Below are 20,517 nucleotides of genomic sequence, written 5' to 3'. Positions count from 1 at the left end.
CTTTCGTCAACCGGCGGCCGATACCAGGGCTCATCGCCCAGCCACCGCCGTACGCAATGGAGGGATTACCCTATGGCTATCAAGGACATTCTCACGCTGGTCGATCTCGCGGGCAAGCAGCACGCGGCGCGCGCCGCGCTGGATCTGGCGACGCGATGCGACGCCCACGCCACCGGCCTGACAATCGCCTTCGAGCCTGTTGTGCCTGGCTTCGTCGCCGCGCCCATGCCGCCCGACTACATCGAGCTTGCCCGCAACCAGGCGCTCAAGGCGGCCCAGGAAGCCGGCAAGACCTTCAACGACATGGCGCGCAAGGCCGGCGTCACCGCCGAAGTCCGCACCGCGGAGATGATCACCGGCGGATCCTCGGAAACCGTGCTCGCACATTGCCGCCTCACCGACCTCGTCGTCATCGGACAGGAAAACCCGGACGAGCCGGAGCCGATGCGCGAGCTGATGATCGAATCCGTCCTGTTCGAGGGTGGCGTTCCGGTTCTCGTCGTTCCCTATATCGGCGGCACGCTGCCGCTCAAGAACGTCATGGTCGCCTGGGACGGAAGCCCGACGGCAAGCCGCGCCGTGCACGCGGCCCTGCCGATGCTGCAGATGGCCGACAAGGTTACCGTGGTCATGGTCGACACCGGCAAGCGCACCCATGGCGAGCCGGGCAGCGACATCGCGACCTATCTCGCCCGTCACGGCCTTGACGTGACGATCGACGTGGTGCCCCGGCCGAGCGGCGGCGTCGCCGATGCGATCCTCAACTACGTCTCCGACCAGAATGTCGACCTCGTCGTCATGGGCGGCTACGGCCATTCGCGCATGCGCGAGTTCCTGTTCGGCGGCGCGACGCGGGAGATCCTCGCCTCGATGACCGTTCCGGTCCTCATGGCGCACTGATCCAAGGACCAAACCGGGCCGGCGACAGGATCGCGGGCCCGGTTGCGATCATGCCGGCAGCCCCGCCTTCGCGGCGAGCGCCGCAGCCGGCATGGGGGCGCCGCCATTCGGGGGGATGGCGGCGCCTCACCTCTTGCGAAAGCCGGCCAGGGCAAATGACGGCTGGAAACTTCGACCGAACTGCCCCAGTCTTCGGGAGGACCTGACGCGGAAGGAAGGGAGATCCGCCGTGACGATCCGCAATCTCGAAAGCTTGTTCCGTCCCGCTTCCCTCGCCATCGCCGGCCCTAACCGGCTTGGCGAAGCCCCGCTCCGCCTGCTGCTCGAGCGCGTGTCGCAGAGCGGCTTTCGCGGCCGTGTCTCGTTGATCGGTCCACCCGCCGACCATGGCGGCGACCTTCCCGAAGGGATCTCCCAGGCCGCCGCTCTCGGCGATCTGCCAACGCCCCCGGACCTGCTTCTCCTGACCGGCCCGCCCCAGGACGCGGCCGGTATCATCGAACAGGCGGGCGCCGCGGGAACACGCGCAGCCATCGCGCTTTCGGCCGGTTACGACCGCTGGGATCCGGAACATGTGCAGGCCGCGCTCAACGCCGCGCGCCCAAACCTGCTGCGTCTGCTTGGACCGGGAAGCCTGGGCATCGCCGCGCCCGGATCAAAACTCGCCGCCCATCTCGGCACCTGCGAGGCGAAACCCGGCGACCTTGCCTTCATCGCCCGCTCGGGAACGGTCGTGAACGCAACGCTGTCGTGGGCGCAGGCCAATGGCACCGGCTTTTCCGGCATCGTCTCGCTCGGTCAGCGCACCGATATCGACGCTTCCGACCTGCTCGACTGGTTCGCGCTCGACTACAAGACCCGCGCGATCCTGGTGCATCTGGAAACCATCGCCAACCCCCGCAAGTTCCTGTCCGCGGCCCGCGCGGCGGCACGCTCCAAACCCGTCGTGGTGCTGCGCTCGGGCCTCAGCCGCGAACGCAATCATGACGGCGTGACCCATGCCGGGCGCATCGCCCGGCCGGACGCGGTGTTCGACGCGGCGCTCGCGCGCGCCGGCGTGCTGCGCGTCGACGACATCGACGAGATGTTCGAGGCGGCCGAGACCGTGAGCCGGATCAAGCCGATTTCCGGGCGGCGGCTCGGCATCGTCGCGACCGGCGGCAGCCTGGCGACACTGGCCGGCGACCAGTTGAAGCGGCAGGGCGGGCGGCTTGCCGTGCTCGGAGAGGACACCGCCAGGGAACTGGCGCCGCTGCAGCGGCCCGGCCTTGCCGGCACCAACCCCCTCACCCTCGACGAGCTGGCGCCGCCGGAGCGCTACGCCAAGGCTGCCGCGGCCATGCTGGCCGACCGCGCGGTCGACGCGGTGCTTGCGGTGGTCGCCCCCTCGCCCTTCGTCGACATCGCCGAGACGGCCAACGCACTCGCCAGCCTGCAAGCGCCAGGGCGCGCAGGCCATGCACGCCGCAAGCCGCTGCTGGTGGCCCTGACCGCCGGCGCTCCGCTGCCACGCGCGGCGCTCGATGCCGCGCGCATCCCCTGCCACGCCAGCGCCTCGGAGGCGGTGCGCGCCTTCACCCATCTCGCCCGCTACGCCGAGGCACGCGAGATGCTGATGGCCGCCCCGCCAAGCCTGCCCGCCGACTTCTCTCCCGATGTCGAGACGGCGCGCAAGGTCGTCCTGGCGGCGCTGGAACGCGGCGAAAGCTGGCTCCTGCAACATGAGGTGCGCGAGGTGCTTTCGGCCTATGGCATCACCCAGGTCGAAAGCCGCATGGCCGCGAGCCCCGAGGACGCCGCCGACATGGCCCGCGAAATGCTCGCCGATGCCGACCGGCTGGCGATGAAGATCATCTCGCCCGACCTTCCCTTCAAGTCCGATGTCGGCGGCGTGGTGCTCGACCTGTCCGACCCGCAGGAGGTGGAGCAAGCGGCGCGGACGCTTCTCACGCGCATCGGCGAAAGCCATCCACAAGCCCGCATCTCCGGCATCGTCCTGCAACCGATGGTGCGCCACGCTCACGCCAGCGAGATCTTCATTGGCCTTGCCGACGACACCACCTTCGGTCCTGTCATTGCTTTCGGACATGGCGGAACGGGCGTCGAGGTGATGGGGGACGTGGCCCTCGCCCTGCCGCCGCTCGATCTCAACCTCGCCCAGGAACTGATTTCGCGGACGCGGGTGAGCAAGCTGCTCGAGGGATTCCGCAACCGGCCCAGGGCCGACCTCCACGCCATCGCGCTCACCCTCGTGAAGGTGTCGCAGATCGCCGTCGACATTCCCGAGATCCGGGAAATGGACATCAACCCAATGGCGGTCGACGCGCATGGCGTGATCGCGCTCGACGCGCGGGTCGCCATCGCAAAGCCGGCCATCCACCCGGGCCGCAAGGGCACCTCGCGGCTGGCGATCCTGCCCTATCCGCAGGAGTGGGAGCGGCTGCTCACGCTGAAGGACGGCCGGTCAGTGCGGGTGGGACCCGTTCGTCCGGAGGACGAGGCGCGCTACCGCCGCTTCTTTGAGGAAAAGGTCTCGCCGGAGGACCTGCGCCTGCGCTTCTTCGCGCCGGTGAAGGAGTTCAGCCACGCCTTCATGGCCCGCCTCGTGCAGCTCGACTATGCCCGGGCCATGGCCTTTGCCGCGTCCGATCCCGACACCGGCGAGATCCTCGGCGTCGTTCGTCTCCACGCCGACCCGGACCACCAGACCGGCGAATATGCGATCATCGTGCAGTCCGGCCTGAAGGGCGTCGGCCTTGGCTGGGCGCTGATGCAGCTGATCATCGACTATGCCGCAGCCGACGGCATCGCCACCATCAAGGGCGAGGTGCTCAAGGAAAACACCACGATGCTTGCCATGTGCCAGGCGCTTGGCTTCTCCGTACGGCCCTCGTCGGACGATGAGGCGATCGCGGAAGTGACGCTGCCGGTCGGTGACGGCAAGATCGCCGGCTGAGACACGAAAAAGGGCGGAGACTTGCGTCCCCGCCCTTCGCATCCTTCATGCCCCTTGCGCGTCTGCCGCGTCAGCCGGCGCGGATCTGGCTCAGCGTGCGCACCGGTGTGATCGCTTCCGGATCGAGCTTCAGATGCAGAAGCGCCGGCTTGCCGGAGGCCTTGGCACGGGTGAACGCCGGTCCGAATTCGGCCGCCGTCTCCACCGTCTCCGCATGTGCTCCATAGGCGCGGGCAAAGGCGGCAAAGTCCGGATTGACCAGGTTCGTCGCCGAAACCCGCCCGGGAAACTCGCGCTCCTGATGCATGCGGATGGTGCCATACATGCCATTGTCGACGACGACGAGAATAATGGCCGCGCCCTCCTGGGCAGCGGTGCCGAACTCCTGCATGGTCATCTGCAGGCAGCCATCGCCGGCAAAGCAGACCACCTCGCGCTCGGGGAACTTCAGCTTGCCCGCAACCGCCGCCGGCAGGCCGTAGCCCATCGAGCCGCTCGTCGGTGCAAGCTGGGTGTTGAGCTTGCGGAACCGGTGGAAGCGATGCACCCAGGTGGCGTAGTTGCCTGCGCCATTGGTAAGGATCGCGTCCTCGCCGAGGTTCTCCTCCAGCCAGTCCATGACCTCGGCCATCTGCAGCGCGCCGGGCACCTGAGGGCGCGCGCCGGACCAGGCGAGATAGTCGGCGTGCGCGTCTCCGGCACGACCGTCCCAGGGGATCTCGTTCGGCGGCTGCAGCGCCTCGAGCGCGGCGCAAAAGCCGTTGGGCGAGGCGTTGATCGCAAGCTCCGGCAGGTAGACGCGGCCAAGTTCCTCAATCCCCGCATGGACATGCACGAGCGCCTGCTCGGGCGCCGGAATATCCAGCAGCGTGTAGGACTGACTCGGCATTTCCGACATGCGACCGCCGACGAGCAACAACAGATCGGCCTCGCGCACCCGTTCCGCGAGCTTCGGATTGATGCCGATACCGACGTCGCCCGCATAGTTGGGATGCAGGTTGTCGAAAAGCATCTGCCGGCGGAAGGAACAGGCAACGGGAAGCTGGAAGCGCTCGGCAAAGCGGGTAAACGCGGCCCGCGCCGCCTCGCTCCAGCGGCTGCCGCCGATGATCGCAAGCGGGCGCTCGGCAGCCCACAGCCGCTTCTGCAGATCGGCCATCTGCGCCAGCGAGGGATGGCTCTCGACGGGCTGGAAGCGGGCCAGCGCCATCACCTCGGCGGTTTCGGCGAGCATGTCTTCCGGCAGGGCCAGCACCACGGGGCCTGGGCGACCGGATGTTGCCGTATGCCAGGCGCGCGACAGCATCTCCGGGATGCGCGCGGGATCCTCGATCTCCGCCACCCACTTGGCGATGGAGCCGAAGACCTGTCCGTAGTCGACCTCCTGGAAGGCATCGCGGCCGCGCATGCCGGTCTCGATCTGCCCGACGAAGAGGATCATCGGCGTGGAGTCCTGCTGGGCGACATGAAGGCCCGCGGCCGCGTTGGTCGCGCCGGGCCCGCGGGTCACCATGCAGATGCCGGGTCGGCCGGTCATCTTGCCCCAGGCCTCGGCCATCATCGCCGCGCCGCCTTCCTGGCGGCAGACGGTGACGGGAATCCGTGCATCATGCAGCGCGTCGAGCACCGGCAGATAGCTCTCGCCCGGCACGCAGAAGACGCGCTCGGCGCCGAGCTGCTCCAGCGCCCGCACGATCAGCGCGCCGCCCGTGCCCGAAATCCGGCTGTTGTTGTTGGCCATGTCGTCGTTCCACCCCGATCCCGGAAGAATTGTCCATCTCGCGGTTTATATCGACCCGGCGGCACAGCCGCAAAGCCGGGAACATCCGCAACCAATTCCAGAATGGAATGACCCCTCTGGTGCGAAACGACAAAGGCCGCCGGCATGCCGGCGGCCTGTCCTGAAATCCGGTGCAAAGGCGGCCGCTCAGGCGTCCTGAACGGTCACCACCTGGAACGTCACCAGCTCGCCATCCTCATCCTTGATCGACACATATTCGCCGACGCGGAAGGGATGAGAGCCGAAGCGGTAACCGGCCTCGTCATCCTCGTCGCCGCCAAGATCGTAGTGGAAGGCCCAGGACCCGCCCGGCCGATGCAGAAGGTGGCCGATATCCTCCTCCTCATCCGCCCAAAACCGCCGCACGCGGCAACGCTCGCGCAACTGCTTCCACGCGGCGGCATCGATGTGTCCCTCGCCGTCGAGCGGAGCGACAAACTCGTAGCCGTGCCGGGCGGAGCCGTTGGGAAACTCCTTCGTCCGCGCAAGATTGAGGCGGATGATCTTCAGGCCGTTCTGGTCGCTCATGGGCGCAAACTCCCTTGTTCTTGCGTGCCGCCCCGATCGGACGGCACCTGTCGTTCCCGGCGATATCGTCTGCCGGGACAGTGCCTTTCACATTGAGGGAGGTCAAACCGGGAAAGCAAGGCCGAGCGCGCAGGAGCGCAAGCGCCGTGTCAGGCCAAAATAAAAAAAAGGCGGGGCCGGAATACCGGCCCCGCCTGGGCAAACGACGCCCTGCCTGGGAGGGGGGAAGCGGGCGTCGTCCGACCCGAGGGGAAATCTCAGCCGGCCAGCGCCCGCACCGGGAGTGCGGCAGGCACGGCGCTCTCGGCGCGCGGCGTGGCACGGCGGGTGCGGATGCCGCGATAAGCAAGCCGGTGGTGGAACTCGCAATAGGACTTTGCGCCATCAGCCCCGGCCGAGCAGAAGTGGAAATCATCATCCGAGGGATCGCCGATCGGCCACTTGCAGGTGCGGCTGGTGAGCGTCATCAGCGTGATCCTGTCCTCGCCGGCCGGAGAGGCGCAGGACGCCTCGAAATTGGCCTGTGCGAGCGCCACGTCGAATTCGTCACGGGCCGCATGGCGGGCGGTGTCCTCGCCGGTCACCGGGCGCTGCGCCGGCCGACCGCTAACGAAAGCAAGCGACGGCTGGCCGCGCTGGACACGCACCTTGGGGCGCTGGCTGGTGGCCGGCGAGCGCTTCGGCAGGCCCATCCGGTGCGCCTTGCCGATCACCGCATTACGGGTCACGCCGGCCATCACATAGGCGATCTGACTGGCGCTCAGGCCCTGCAGCCAGAGTTTCCTCAGCAGATCTTCGCGTTCCTGGGTCCAAGACATGCCCTGCCTCACTTCTTGTTTTCGTCGGCGGAAGACCCTGAAGAAGATACAGAGGTCCTCTTGGTGCCCAGCATCCTCATGCCGGACAGCCACCAACTCCGTTGCCATTGTGTGCGATCGAAATCGCCGATGGGGGACCCTGCGGCTATTGCCTGTTTGGGGCCGTGCTCTCCGATGACCGTGCATCGAATATGCAAATAACATAGTTAACAAATTGCTAATCGGTCAATTTATAACTGTTTTCAATCTGATTTTTACTTCTTTTTCTCAAGTATTATTGATGTAAGTGATTTTACAACAATATCCAATACATCACTTTGAAATCTCATATTTGCCTTATGCAAACTTTGCTCAGGGTGGGCAAACCCCTTTTCGGTAGATATCGTATAATAATATTTGACCCCATCCTTTTTTGCCAATATCACCCCATCATCACACAACTTCTCAACTTTCCTACGAACTGTTGAGTATGGAATATCCGTTTCCTCAGATATCGTATCGATATCCGCCTTTATCTTGTTCGAATTCGCAATTGATATTGTCGTTATAATCATCAGACTACCAAGATCATTTACTTCATATTCCTCCATAAAACGGAACATAAGGCTAAAGAACATTTCGTAAAGGCGAAGAATACGATGTGCCTCGGTGGTAAGCGCCTCATCCTGCGACGTCATGCCAGCGTCCCTCTGCCCTTGCTTTGTCATTTTGACGAATAACAGCCTCTTGCCAGATCACTTTCGCCCCAATTCCGCCCGACCTCACGATTCGCGATTACGTAAAGGCAATGTAGAACCGGCGAAGTTTCAGTTTTCCATAAATTTTAAATGAATTGGATTCACCTAACGTCAATCCCGGGAGATATCAAAAACCAGCCCCATGACCGCGCGCACCATGCCCACGCTCATGTCCAGCTCAGGATTCTGTGGATCGGGCATGTCGCCGGCAAAGAGAAAGACCACTGATTTCCCGCGCCGTTCCTTGGCGACGACGCCGTTTTCGATATAGGGGCGCAGCCGGCGCTCGACGGTGGAGCGGGAGGCGTCGAGCTTCTCGGCCAGCAGTTCGGCGTCCATCGGCGCGCCGCGCAGGTCCGCGATCGCGATGAGCACGAGCATCAGCACATCGGCGACTTCCCGCGCCTCAAAGCTGTCCTGCATGCGCAAGGTCAGGTCGTAATAGGTTTCCAGCAGGCGACGGGTGCGAAACCGGGTTCCCTGCGTCGCGTCGTCGCCGGCGGAAGCCGCCCTCTCTTCCTCGCCATCCGCCGCAGTGCGCGCTGTGGGAGAAGATCCGGCACCGCCGGCTGTTCCAGGTTTCGCCGGAACTGGCATCGTCCTGCCTCCTCGCTCTCGGCCGCGCCGCGACAACCGCATAGCCGTCGCCACCGACCTGGCCACCAAGCGTGCATCAGGACAGCCACTTGCGCAACGATACGCGGCAAGCTGTTCGCCCTATCGTGGAAAAGCCGCCTGGCGCAACTGCTCCGGCACAAGCCCGGCTTGCGACATCCAACCGGCCTCTGGCATCATGGAACTGGGAGCATTCCGTCGGCGGGACCATGCCAACTGCTTGACACGATGCCGGCGACACTCCTGGCCTGAGGCTTTGCCGGGCCAGCCCTCCCGCCCCTCAGCCCCTCTTTTCTCCCCTGCAAAGGCAGGCTCTTTGAGGCACGAATGCGCTTTCATCTTCCCTGGAATCTGGCGTTCTCCCGCATGGTGGGCGGACCGCACCCCCTCGTGGTTTCCTATGCGACCAATTGCAAGGATCACAGTTTCGACCATGTGGCAGCGATGGAGCAGTCCCCGCCCTCTGCCGTTCGTCGCGGCACACAGCGGGTCGCATCCTATCTTCGCTCACGAGCACGCGGGCTGCCGAGCCGCCAGTCGTGGCGACTGGCGCGCCAGGTGGATTTTGCCGAGATAGAGGCAATGGACCAGGCCCTTCCCGAGGATGCCATCCTGTTCGTCCACACGGCGCCACTCTACTTCGGCAAGCGGCCCTACATCTTTCACTTCGAGTCGTTCCAGACCCTGTTCACACCGCTGCTGTTCACGGGACAGACCCGCGGCGTCGACCTGAAGAAACACGGATACCACGCACATCTTCTGGCCGAACTCGGCTCCAGCCGCTGCCTCGCGATCTTTTCCCATATCGAGCACAGCACGGAAATCCTGCGCGAGGTGATGGGCGATTCCGTGGCGCGCAAGGTCCACTATGTTCCCCTCGCCTTTCAACTCGACAACACCGACTGGTTTCCGCAGAAGTACGAGACGCCCGGTGTCGAGATCCTTTTCACGAACTCCTTTCACAACAATCCGAGCTCGTTCTACCTGCGCGGTGGTCATTTCGTCCTACGCGCGGTCGAAAGCCTGCGCGCCCAGGGTGCCGACGTATCCCTGACGGTTCTTTCCTCCAAGCCGCCGGAGTTCGCCGACCGACCGTATTCGGAGACCTCGCAGGGCATCAGATGGATAGATCGCCGCGTTGACGATGGCGAACTGGACGCGCTCTACCGTCAGGCCAAGATCTTCGCCAGCCCTTCCGCTGGCTTGCATTCCTATGGCCTCGTGCGCGCCGTCGCGCATGGTTGCGTGCCGCTGGTTTCCGACGCGCTCGGCTATGACGAGTTTCTCGGGAAGGACAAGTTCACGGCCGGAAGGGTCGAGGGCGTGTTCGACACCGTCTACAGGCGCGAGGACGCCGGCTGGTACAGCGACGACTATTCCACCTTCAGGACGGCCGATGCGCAACTCGCCGCCGCGACACTCGGCGAGATCGAGCGGCTTCTGGCAACGGACCTCGGGCAGCTCGCCGCCTGCAACCGCGAGCGGATGGCCCGGGCATTCGCCCACGACGCACAACGCAGGCGGTTCAACCGGATGGTCGAAGACATGCGCTGAAAGCCGCGACAAGCGAGACCGCGCACGGCCCCGCGCGCGGCCACAACACCGCAAACGCGCATAAGCGGCGGATGCAGGAGCGCCCGCATTTCAATGAATTTCGACAGGGGAAATATCAGGGAGGCGAATGGTACAGACGGTTGGAGTTGAACCAACGACCTTCGGAGCCACAATCCGACGCTCTAACCAACTGAGCTACGTCTGCACGTCAATTCGGTGGCGGAAGCTAGTTTGAAAACGCGGGGAATGCAAGAGGTCCGCACCCGTGTTTTTCCGCCTCGTCCACAGCCATGGAGAGGCTGCGTTAGCGCCGCTGCGGCAGGGGATAGCGCAATCGGCACGCCGTATCAACACAGGTCTCGCGCGGAAGCGCCGATCTGGCCAATACGCCATGAAAAAGGGCCCGGCGTGCGAGCACGCCGGGCCCTTTCATAGCTCAAGAAGGCACCTGTGAAATCAGGCGACCTTGAAGTCCTTGGAGCTCTTCTCGACGGCGCCCTTGAACGTGCTGGACATCTCGCTGCCGAGCTTGGTGGCGAGTTCCTGCATGTCCTTGGCCTGCGACGAGAAAGCCTCGAACTGGCTGCGCATGAAGGAGGTCTGAAGCTCGATCGCCTGAGCAACCGTCTTCGCCTCGATGAGGTCCTTCATGAAGCTGAAGGTCGCGTCGCTGTTGGTGCGCGCGGCGTCGACAGCCTTGTGGTTCAGGTCGAGGACACCGCGACGCGACGTCTCGAAGCCGTCTTCCATGAGGTCGGTCGCGTCTTCGGCGATCGTCTTCATGCGGGAGTAAGCTTCACGGGCCTGCTCGATGCCCTTTTCGGCCATCTCGCGGGTGGCGGCGGGGATTTCCATCTTGGGCATCGAAAAAGCCTCGAAATTCGGGAATGCGACAACGGTATCGTCGATCGCCTTGGCAGTCTTGGCGCGCGCGGTCTTGGCAGCCGCGGTCTTGGCCTCTGTCTCGGTCATGCTTCCAGCTCCTTTTTTCCGGATCGGGTCCGGGCCTTGCGGCCCGCCCGGCGCTCCGGCTGGGAAAAGGTCTCGCGATCCGCAAGCAGGGACATGCTCCGATCGCCAACTACCCACCCTATATAGCCGCACTTATTGTGCATTGCAACATAAATCTCGCAACGCACCATATTCGAGACGAAACAAAGCTCATCACTCAGGCTTCAGGGAGCCGGAGCGAGGAAGCCGGGCAATGGCGCCCGGACGGCGCGAGACCGCCCGAAACGGCGGTTCCGGCAAAACCCGGCGCGGGCGGGATCGCCGCCGCGCCGGGATCGCGTCCTACTTGGTGCCGGCGTTGCGGGCTGCCGCCTGGGCCGTCTTGGTGGCCTTGTCGCCGAGATCGCGCACCTGCTCGCCGAGCGTCTCCATCTGCTTGCGCAGATAGTCGTTCTGCAGCGCCATCATTTCCTGCACGTCGCCGGCGCGGACCATCTTCTGCGCCAGTTCGAAGGCGGCAGTGATGTTCTCCTCGCTGTATTCCAGCGCCGCACGCCCGAGATTGTCGGCTCCGGCCCGCACGGTCTGGGCATGGTCCTCGGCAGTGCCGACGGCCTTGCGCGTGGCTGCCATGTATTCATCGAAGGCCTTGCGCGCCTGTTCGACGCTGCGGTCGGCGACCTCACGCATCTGCTCGGGAATTTCGAAACCAGGGGTCTTGCCCTTCGTCATGTCGTTTCTCCTTCTGCGCTCGGTCCTCGTTGACGTCGCAATACGCTCGCCGCCACCCGCGACTGCCGGTGCGGGAGCGAAACCCGGTGCCCGCACGCGGACACCCCTTGCAACAGGTAGCGATCCTAGATGAAATCGCCATGAATGGGAGTCCTTGCGCCTCGGTTTCCGGCCCCGTGGCCTCACGCGCGGTTAACCACGGCGGCAGAGAATAGCGCTCCAGCGCCTGCGCGGCGTGGACGACTCGAAGTTGAAGCGATATTTAACATTCTGTTTACCGCACCCGGCGTCTACCGGGATGCCGACCGCCATCCGGAACGCGGGCGGCGCTGGGGCAGAAAACGGGCTGAAAGGCGGAGGCGGCATGCCCATGAACAGCCAGTTGAGCACCTTCATGGCTTTGAGCGGCTTCGCGGCCGCGACCATCTATCTGACCGACAACCGTCCGGCCTGGATATGGGCCGACGACGGCAAGACCGTGCTCTGGGCAAATCCCGCCGGCGCGGCGTTTTTCGGCGTCAACTCGCTTGGAGAGCTGTCGGATCTGTCCGGCCTTGCCCGTGCGCCAGCCCGGCCGCACATCGCCCGCGTCGCCACCACGGGCCCGACCGACCGCGACACCACCGATCGGCTGCGCTTCTACCGCGGCCTCAGGGTCATGCTGCTGACCTGCGCCTGCCGCCGCCTCGTCCTTCCCGACGGGCGCAACGGCGCGCTGATCGTGGCAACCGACGCACCGGACCGCGCCGGGGCGCCGGCCTCGCCGGCGGATCTGGTCACGCTGCTCGCAGCCCAGGGGACCGCAGTGGTCGTCTATCGCCGCAACGGCGAGATCGCCGCACTGACCCCCGCCATCGCGACGACGCCCTCCTTCGAGGCGGTCAAAGATGCGCTTCACGCCGCCAAGCACGCGCCCGCGCACGCCCGCCTCGAGGTCGACGGCGAGGCGCATGACGCGCGCCTGCTGATGCTGGAGACCGGCGAGATCCTGCTCGCCATCGATACCGCACCGGACGACGCTGGCGTTTCCGATCCCGCGGAGACAGAAATCAGCGCTGCTTCGGCAATCCTCGAGGCGCCGGCGACCAGCGTTGCCGAGGCGCACGCGCCGGAGGCGGAAACCCTTGTCGCCGATACCGACGACGACAGGGCGGAGGTATCAGACGAAGACGTATCCGGCGAAGACGCGTCGGGCGAAGAAGACACCCCTTCCGTTTCCGTGACGGCGCCCGCTGCAGCTCCGGCCACAGCGCCCGCGACAGAGCCGGCTCCGGTCCGGCACGGCTGGCGCGCTGCCGGAAGCCTGTTTGCCTTTGCCAGCGCGACGCGCTTCCTGTCTCCAGGCAGCCCGGCCACGCCCGCGGCGAAACCGGCAGCCGACACCGGGATCGCCGATGCCGGCGACTACGTGGTTGACGAGAGGCCGCTTCCGGACAACGCCGCAAGCGATTTTGCCGAGCCGGACATGGCCAGCGTGTTTGTCGAGCACAGTCTCGAGGAGACCTTCGGCGAGGCCGAAGACGCTCCGATCGAGGACGACGGGGAACGGGATGACACTTCCGCCCCCCTCCTGCCGACGCACGAGCACGCTGCAGAGTGGACCGATACCGAAGCGGAAGCCGTGGAACCCGCGACCGCCGTTCTGGCGGAGGCCGACGCATCGCTTCGGGAAACAGAGGATGCGGGCGGCGAGGTGCCGGACGGCGACGCTTCGTCCGCCAGCGAGACGGCTCCTGTTGTCTCCGGGGCATCCCCCGAACCCGAGGCCAGTGCCGATATCGCCGGCTCCGGCTTCCTGTTCGAACGGCGCGAGCGCGCGGCCCGCTTCGCCTGGAAGATGGACATCGACCGGCGGTTCACCTTTCTCTCCCCGGAGTTCGAGGAAGCGCTCGGTCCGGAAGCCGGCGACATCGTTGGCCTGACGTGGGAAGAAGTCGCGGAGCGGTTCGCGCTGGACGACGACGGCCGCGTGGCCGCGGCCCTGCGCCGGCGCGACACCTGGAGCGGGCGCACCGTGCTCTGGCCGGTGAGTGGCCAGGCGCTGCGCGTTCCCGTCGACATGGCCGCCCTTCCCGCCTTTGACCGCAATCGCGTGTTCGAGGGGTTCCGCGGTTTCGGTGTCTGCCGCACGGCGGAAGCGGAAGCCGACCCCGAAGGGCTTGGCACGACGCTGTTGCCGCGCGAGGCCGCACAGATTTCGCCGGAGCCTGCCAAGACCGGTGAGACCGCCGAGGAGCCGGTGTCTGAGGCCGCGGCAGCCCCCCGCGAGGCGGAGCGCGACACCGACACTGGCGAGGCTGCCGGAACGCTTGCCGCCGTCGCCGCGACCGGCGTGGTGATCGCAAGCGCCCTCACCCCGTCCGAGGCGCAGGCCTTCGAGATCGAGGCGGATACAGAGCCGCGCGCAGAGGACATATCGTCGACGGACGAGATCGACGGCGATGTGGCGGAAGAAGCCCTTTCCGACGACGTTAAAACCGCTGATGCGGAGGCATCCGGCACCCTCCTTGAAGAAGCCGGCGACACCGAAGCCGCCATCCTCAAGACCGTGTTTGCCGAGAACGCACCGGACACGGAAAGCCGACCGGAGAATGATCTCTTCGCGCAGGCGAACGAAGCCGCACGGGAAGACGACGCCGCAAACGCGGATGATGCCGCCCCCGTGACTGACGTCGACGAGAGCGCCGCCGGCCAGCTGGCGGAGACGGTAACGCCGGAACATCTGTTGTCGGGCGAGGAGATCCTGCGGGTCGTCGCCGACGAAACCGACGACCGAACCGGCCTCGCTCCGGCACCGGCGTCCGAGGGCCCCGAAGACGCCGCCGCAGAACGGCCCGAGGGCGTCTCCCGGCACGAAGACACGGCCCTGGAGGGATCGCGTCTTTCGCGTCCGGAGCGCGAGGCCTTCCGCAAGATCGCGGAGGCGCTCGGCGCCCATACCGCCGATGAACCGGCCAGGATATCCGCGCCCGGACCCGCCATCTCCGACCTGCCTCCCGTCGCCAGCGAACCGCGCGACGACACGGCGTCGACGGACGAGCCGGTCGCAGATGCAAGCGAGACGGATCCGCTCCTCACGAACGACAATGGGCACGAGGACGAGGTCCTGCCGAGCGCATCGGACCCGAACGTCATCTCCCCCCTGCCGGAAGCTCCGGCGCGCCCGCGCATCTCCGCCGTCCCCACCGCACCGGTTCCCCCGGTCGAGACAACGGGCCGGGCCGAGACGCCGCGCGCGCCGCGAACGACGCTGCTCGACAAGCTGCCGGTCGGCGTGGCGATCGTGCACGGCGAGGACGTCGACTACGCCAATGCAACGCTGCTCGACCTTCTCGGCTACCCGAACATGACCGCGCTGAAGGAAGCCGGCGGCCTCGACGCGCTCTTCGCCGAGCCGGAGGACTGGCCAAGCTCGCTTCCCGGCGCGATGACCGAACGGACAATGCGCATCCGTCTCGCCGAGGGCGGCGGGAAGCCCGTCAAGGCGCGGTTGCACACGGTGCCGTGGCGCGACGGCACCGCGCTGATGATGTCGCTGCTCGACCGCCACGACCCGGTGCAGGAGGCCACCCTCGACCGGCTGCACGAGGCGCAGACCGCGCTGTCGCTGGCCGAAGAGCAGGCAGCGGAAATGGACGCGGTGCTGGAGACGGCGACCGACGGCGTGCTGATCCTCGACGAGAACGGCCTGATCGTGAAGGTCAACCGCTCGGCCGAGGCGCTGTTCAACGCCACGCGCGAGGAAATGGTCGGCGCGCCGCTGACGGACTATCTGGCCCAGGAAAGCCATCGCGACGCCGTCGACTATCTCGACGGGCTCGCCCGCAACGGCGTGGCGAGTGTGCTCAATGACGGGCGCGAGGTGATCGGGCAGCTCGGTTCGGGCGGCCTGATCCCGCTGTTCATGACCATCGGCCGCGTTGGCCATGGAGAGGGGGGCGCGCGCTTCTGCACGGTCCTGCGCGACATCACCCAGTGGAAGAAGGCCGAGGAAGAGCTCACCGACGCCAAGCGCCAGGCCGAGAACGCCAGCTCGAAGAAGTCGGACTTCCTGGCCAAGATCAGCCACGAGATCCGCACCCCGCTCAACGCCATCATCGGCTTCTCCGAGGTGATGATGGAGGAGCGCTTCGGTCCCGTCGGCAATGATCGCTACAAGGGCTACCTGCGCGACATTCACAATTCCGGCTCGCATATCATGAGCCTGATCAACGACCTGCTCGACCTGTCGAAGATCGAGGCGGGCAAGCTCGACCTGACGTTCGAGGCCGTCTCGGCCAATGACATCATCCGCGAGTGCGTCGCCTTGATGCAGCCGCAGGCCAACCGCGAGCGCGTGATCATCCGCGCCAGTCTGCCGACCTCTGTGCCGAACATCGTCGCCGACGGACGTTCGGTTCGCCAGATCGTGCTGAACCTCCTGTCCAACGCCATCAAGTTCAACCAGCCGGGCGGGCAGGTGATCGTTTCCTCGGCGCTGGAGGATTCCGGCGAGGTGATCCTGCGCGTGCGCGACACCGGCATGGGCATGAGCCATCAGGACCTTTCGGCCGCGATGGAGCCTTTCCGCCAGCTCCACACCGCCCGTCACGGCGGCGGCACCGGTCTCGGCCTGCCGCTGACCAAGGCGCTGGTCGAGGCGAACCGCGCAAGCTTCCGCATCGATTCAGAACTGAACCACGGCACGCTGATCGAGATCACCTTCCCGCCGCAACGGGTTCTGGCGGAATAAGGCAGGCCATTGACCGCAGGTAGAGGGCGGGACATTGTGTGGGCCCGCCGTCTTTCCGCGCGCTTCCGTGTGCGGCCACCCAAAATCCGGACATGCCGATGCTGAGCCTTGCCGCTATCGAGGACGCCGCCGAAATCGTCTACCGCGCCATGCGCCCCACCCCGCAATATGCGTGGCCGCTGCTGTCGGAGGCCACCGGCCGGACGGTCTGGACCAAGCACGAGAACCACACGCCAACGGGCGCCTTCAAGGTCCGCGGAGGGCTGGTGATGCTGCGCGAACTGGCCGGACGGCTGCCGGGCGGAGCGGGCGTCATTTCCGCGACCCGCGGCAACCACGGCCAGAGCCTTGCCTTTGCCGCCCGTCGCTACGGGTTGGCCTGCACGATCGTCGTGCCCGAGGGGAACTCGCCCGAGAAGAACGCCGCGATGCGGGCCTTCGGCGCAGAGCTGGTCGAGCATGGCGAGGATTTCGATGCAGCGAAAGCCCATGCGGCCGTGCTGGCCGACGAGCGCCGTCTCACCATGATCCCGAGCTTTCATGCCGATCTGGTGCGCGGCGTCGCCACTTACGGCATGGAATTCATGCGCGCCGTAGCTGACCTCGATGTGATCTACGTGCCCATCGGCCTGGGCTCCGGCATCTGCGGGCTGATCTCGGCGCGCAACGTCCTCGGACGCAGGACGAAAATCGTCGGCGTGGTGTCTGAGAACGCCGATGCCTACGCCCGCTCCTTCGAGAGCGGCCAGCTTGTCGACAGCGACAGCGCCGTGACCTTCGCCGACGGCATGGCTGTCCGCTGTCCGGACGAGGCGGCGCTTGCCGTCATCCGCGCCGGAGCAGAAGACATCATCCGGGTCGGCGACGACCAGATCGCCGAGGCCGTGCGCCTTCTCTACCGCTCGACCCACAATCTCGCCGAAGGAGCCGGTGCCGCCGCTCTTGCCGGCCTTGTGGCCGACCGGCGCCGGGGCGACACCGCCGGCATCGTCCTGTCGGGACAGAACATCGACACGGGATTGATGTCGGAAATTCTTGCGGGAAAGACACCTGGCGTCTGACAGCCACCGCCAGCCTCGACGCAAAGCCGGCGTAAGGTCCAACTACCACCTCCGCATCGCGGGCAATAGTTTGGAATCATTCCAGATTATTGATTTTACACGTGATTATTCTTGACAGTGACACTCTTGTTTTTATGATGCCGGCATCGACTCGCGCAACGAAAGTTGTGCTTGAGCGAGTGCCACCAACGTCAGGGCCTTGCCCCCTGGACGTGAGGAGACATCCATGACGAAAATGATTTCCGCAACGCGTGCCAGCGCTCTTGCCGGCCTGGTCCTTGCTTCCGCGACACTCGCGACACCTGCCTTCGCCGACGGCGAGGTCAACATCTACTCCTACCGCCAGCCTTTCCTCATCGAGCCCATCCTGAAGGCGTTCACCGAGGAAACCGGCATCAAGGCCAACGTGATCTTCGCGACCGACGGCCTGTCCGAGCGCATTCAGGCCGAGGGCGAGAACTCGCCGGCCGACGTGCTCCTGACCGTCGACATCGGGCGCCTCGATGCGGCCAAGCAGCTCGGCATCACCCAGCCGATCTCGTCCGAGGTGGTGAACGAGAACATTCCGGCCAAGTATCGCGACCCGGAAGGCCACTGGATTGGCCTCACGACGCGCGCCCGCGTCGTCTACGCCTCCAAGGAGCGCGTCGATCAGGACAAGATCACCTACGAGGAGCTTGCCGACCCGAAGTGGAAGGGGCGCATCTGCACGCGCAACGGCCAGCACGTCTACAACGTCGCTCTCATCGCCTCGATGATCGTCAATGACGGTCCGGAGAAGACCGAGCAGTGGCTGAAGGGTGTTCGCGACAACCTTGCCCGCAAGCCGTCCGGCAACGATCGCAGCCAGGTGCAGGGCATCTACTCCGGCGAATGCGATATCTCGCTCGGCAACACCTACTACATGGGTGCGATGCTGAAGAACGAGAAGGAGCCGGAGCAGAAGGAATGGGCCAACTCCGCCAAGATCCTGTTCCCGAACGCCGACGGTCGCGGCACGCATGTGAACATCTCCGGCGTGATGATGGCCAAGAATGCACCGAACAAGGCCGAGGCGGTGAAGCTCATCGAGTTCCTGACCTCCGACAAGGCGCAGCACGTCTATGCCGAGACCAATGACGAATACCCGGTGAAGCCGGGCGTGCCGGTCTCCGAGCTGGTCGCGTCCTGGGGCGAGATCCACCCCGACGACATGTCGCTGTCGGACATCGCCAAGCACCGCAAGGAGGCCAGCGAGCTGGTCGACAAGGTCGGCTTCAACGATGGACCCGCGAGCTGATCTCGAGAGTTCAGTTCCCCGCGACGCGGCGCCCGGTCATTGCACTGGGCGCCGTTTGCCGTTGGTTAAAGCCAACGTGCGAGCCTGAAGACAAACTTGCGTCGCACAGCATGGCCGAGGCCCGATGACTGACGTTCTCGATCATGGCGCCGCACCCCGTGCAGCGCGCGCACCCAAGACCTCCGCCACCGCGGCGGACCGGCTGTGGGTCACCGCCGGTATCGTCGTCGCGGCGCTGACGCTGCTTCCGATCCTCTCGCTTGTGGTGCTCGCCGCCCAGCCGACGGGCAATGTCTGGTCTCACCTGATCGATACCGTCCTGCCGCGCTCGCTGTGGACCACCGTTCTGCTGATGGCCGGCGTTGGCGCGATCACGCTGGTCGTCGGCGTCGGCACCGCCTGGCTCGTGACCATGTGCCGCTTTCCGGGGCGCGCGTTCTTCGACTGGGCGCTTCTGATCCCGCTGGCCGTCCCGACCTACATCATCGCCTACACCTACGTCGAAATCCTCGACTACACCGGACCGGTGCAGTCGGCGATCCGCGCTGTCTTCGGCTTCCATACGGCGCGCGACTACTGGTTTCCCGAAGTTCGCTCCCTGCCCGGGGCGATCTTCGTCATGGGCTTCGTCCTCTACCCGTATGTCTACCTGACGACGCGGGCCTCATTTCTCCTGCAGTCGGCCTGCGCCCTCGACGTATCGCGCACGCTCGGCGCCGGGCCGGTGCGCCTGTTCCTGCGTGTCGCGCTGCCGCTGGCGCGCCCGGCCATCGTCGTCGGCGTGTCGCTTGCGCTGATGGAATGCCTCAACGACATCGGCGCGGTCACCTTCTTCGGCGTCCACACCATGACCTTCTCGGTCTATGACACCTGGATCAACCGCTCGAGCCTTGCCGGCGCCGCGCAGCTTGCCTGCGCCATGCTGGCGCTCGTCTTCGCGCTGCTGTGGATCGAGCGGCACGCGCGGCGGCGGCAGCGCTTCCACATCACCTCGTCGCGCTATCTGGCCCTGCCGAGCTACGCGCTCGGCGGCGTCCGCGGACTTGCCGCGACACTTGCCTGCGCCGTGCCAATTCTCATCGGCTTTGTGTTTCCCGCCGCCCTGCTTGCCGATTATGCCAGCCGCCGGCTCGAGGATCTCGCGTCACCGCAACTCCTCGCCGCGGTCGGCAACACGCTGACCCTTTCGATTTCGGCGGCCCTGCTGACCGTCGTGATCGGTATCGTCCTCACCTTCGCCCAGCGCGTGCGAACCAACGCGCTGACCCGCCTATGCGGTCGCATCGCCTCCATCGGGTATGCGATCCCGGGAACGGTGCTGGCCGTCGGCATTCTCATTCCGCTGGCCCAATTCGACAATTTCATCGACGGCGTCGCCCGCTCGACCTTCGGCTTCTCCACCGGCCTGCTGCTCGTGGGGTCGGGAACGGCGCTCGTCTACGCCTACATGGTCCGCTTCCTGGCTGTCGCCTACGGACAGGTGGAGGGCGGGCTCGGCAAGGTGACGCCGCACCTCGACATGGCCGCGCGCACGCTCGGCCGCTCCTCCGGCAAGCTGCTGTTCGAGATCCATCTGCCGCTGATCCGCCCGGTGCTGATGACCGCGCTGCTGCTTGCCTTCGTCGACTGCATGAAGGAATTGCCGGCGACCATCCTGCTTAGGCCGTTCAATTTCGAAACGCTCGCGACAACCGTCTACAACGCTGCCTCACGCGAAGCCTTCGGCGAGGGGGCGCTGCCGGCGTTGCTAATCGTTTTGGTCGGCCTGGTTCCGGCGATCATGCTGGCACGCACCTCGGCACGCACCTTCCGCGACCGCAGCAGCACCCGCAAGACCGGCCAGGGCAGGTAACAGCCGCCTTTTCTCCCCCGCT

General features: G+C 65.7%; 14 protein-coding genes and 1 tRNA gene. 7 read left to right on the top strand and 8 right to left on the bottom strand.

The annotated features are described in order from the left end of the window. Positions 1–72 precede the first annotated feature (72 nt). Together ACN0WF_RS08175 and ACN0WF_RS08170 are read left to right on the top strand one after the other, a co-directional pair. The gene (locus ACN0WF_RS08175; protein WP_417772311.1) at positions 73–900 is read left to right on the top strand and encodes a universal stress protein; all 828 of its coding nucleotides are present in this window, start codon (positions 73–75) and stop codon (positions 898–900) included. A 229-nt stretch (positions 901–1,129) separates the two neighbouring features. Beyond that, a complete protein-coding gene (locus ACN0WF_RS08170; RefSeq protein WP_417772310.1) occupies positions 1,130–3,856 on the top strand; it encodes a bifunctional acetate--CoA ligase family protein/GNAT family N-acetyltransferase in 2,727 nt (908 codons plus the stop codon). Between the two features lie 70 nt (positions 3,857–3,926). On the opposite strand, the gene ACN0WF_RS08165 is transcribed toward ACN0WF_RS08170, so the two are convergent. The 5 genes from ACN0WF_RS08165 to ACN0WF_RS08145 form a co-directional block, all read right to left on the bottom strand. Further along, positions 3,927–5,597, bottom strand: coding sequence for a thiamine pyrophosphate-binding protein (locus ACN0WF_RS08165; RefSeq protein ID WP_417772309.1), 1,671 nt, complete (start codon positions 5,595–5,597; stop codon positions 3,927–3,929). A gap of 186 nt (positions 5,598–5,783) precedes the next feature. Further along, positions 5,784–6,164, bottom strand: coding sequence for a hypothetical protein (locus ACN0WF_RS08160; RefSeq protein ID WP_417772308.1), 381 nt, complete (start codon positions 6,162–6,164; stop codon positions 5,784–5,786). 257 nt (positions 6,165–6,421) lie between these two features. Next, the gene (locus ACN0WF_RS08155; RefSeq protein WP_417772307.1) at positions 6,422–6,982 is read right to left on the bottom strand and encodes a GcrA family cell cycle regulator; all 561 of its coding nucleotides are present in this window, start codon (positions 6,980–6,982) and stop codon (positions 6,422–6,424) included. A 254-nt stretch (positions 6,983–7,236) separates the two neighbouring features. Then, complete coding sequence (locus ACN0WF_RS08150) at positions 7,237–7,659, bottom strand: winged helix-turn-helix domain-containing protein (RefSeq protein ID WP_417772306.1); 423 nt, start codon at positions 7,657–7,659, stop codon at positions 7,237–7,239. Positions 7,660–7,830: 171 nt separating this feature from the next. After that, positions 7,831–8,316 carry a hypothetical protein gene (locus tag ACN0WF_RS08145; protein ID WP_417772305.1) on the bottom strand — a complete coding sequence of 162 codons (486 nt, stop codon included), beginning with the start codon at positions 8,314–8,316 and terminating at the stop codon, positions 7,831–7,833. A gap of 345 nt (positions 8,317–8,661) precedes the next feature. On the opposite strand from ACN0WF_RS08145, the gene ACN0WF_RS08140 reads away from it, so the two are divergent. Continuing rightward, positions 8,662–9,888 carry a glycosyltransferase gene (locus tag ACN0WF_RS08140; RefSeq protein WP_417772304.1) on the top strand — a complete coding sequence of 409 codons (1,227 nt, stop codon included), beginning with the start codon at positions 8,662–8,664 and terminating at the stop codon, positions 9,886–9,888. 128 nt (positions 9,889–10,016) lie between these two features. On the opposite strand, the gene ACN0WF_RS08135 is transcribed toward ACN0WF_RS08140, so the two are convergent. From ACN0WF_RS08135 to ACN0WF_RS08125, 3 genes are all read right to left on the bottom strand, one after another. Continuing rightward, positions 10,017–10,093, bottom strand: a tRNA-His gene (locus tag ACN0WF_RS08135). A 251-nt stretch (positions 10,094–10,344) separates the two neighbouring features. Then, positions 10,345–10,860, bottom strand: a complete 516-nt coding sequence (locus tag ACN0WF_RS08130; protein ID WP_417772303.1) for a phasin — start codon at positions 10,858–10,860, stop codon at positions 10,345–10,347. Positions 10,861–11,181: 321 nt separating this feature from the next. Next, positions 11,182–11,571 (bottom strand): phasin family protein, encoded by a 390-nt coding sequence (locus tag ACN0WF_RS08125; protein ID WP_417772302.1) that lies wholly within the window; start codon positions 11,569–11,571, stop codon positions 11,182–11,184. Between the two features lie 370 nt (positions 11,572–11,941). Here ACN0WF_RS08125 and ACN0WF_RS08120 point away from each other — a divergent pair, with 370 nt between their 5' ends. From ACN0WF_RS08120 to ACN0WF_RS08105, 4 genes are all read left to right on the top strand, one after another. Next, positions 11,942–16,303, top strand: a complete 4,362-nt coding sequence (locus ACN0WF_RS08120; RefSeq protein ID WP_417772301.1) for an ATP-binding protein — start codon at positions 11,942–11,944, stop codon at positions 16,301–16,303. Between the two features lie 98 nt (positions 16,304–16,401). Continuing rightward, a complete protein-coding gene (locus tag ACN0WF_RS08115) occupies positions 16,402–17,364 on the top strand; it encodes a threonine dehydratase (protein ID WP_417772300.1) in 963 nt (320 codons plus the stop codon). A gap of 235 nt (positions 17,365–17,599) precedes the next feature. Next, positions 17,600–18,643 carry a Fe(3+) ABC transporter substrate-binding protein gene (locus tag ACN0WF_RS08110; protein ID WP_417772557.1) on the top strand — a complete coding sequence of 348 codons (1,044 nt, stop codon included), beginning with the start codon at positions 17,600–17,602 and terminating at the stop codon, positions 18,641–18,643. 124 nt (positions 18,644–18,767) lie between these two features. After that, positions 18,768–20,495, top strand: a complete 1,728-nt coding sequence (locus ACN0WF_RS08105; protein WP_417772299.1) for an ABC transporter permease — start codon at positions 18,768–18,770, stop codon at positions 20,493–20,495. The last annotated feature ends 22 nt before the right edge of the window (positions 20,496–20,517 follow it).

The sequence above is a fragment of the Stappia sp. genome (genome assembly GCF_048268045.1).
Lineage (GTDB): Bacteria > Pseudomonadota > Alphaproteobacteria > Rhizobiales > Stappiaceae > Stappia.
The sequence above is the reverse complement of the archived record's forward strand: the minus strand, read 5'-3'. Positions and strand labels throughout refer to the sequence as shown.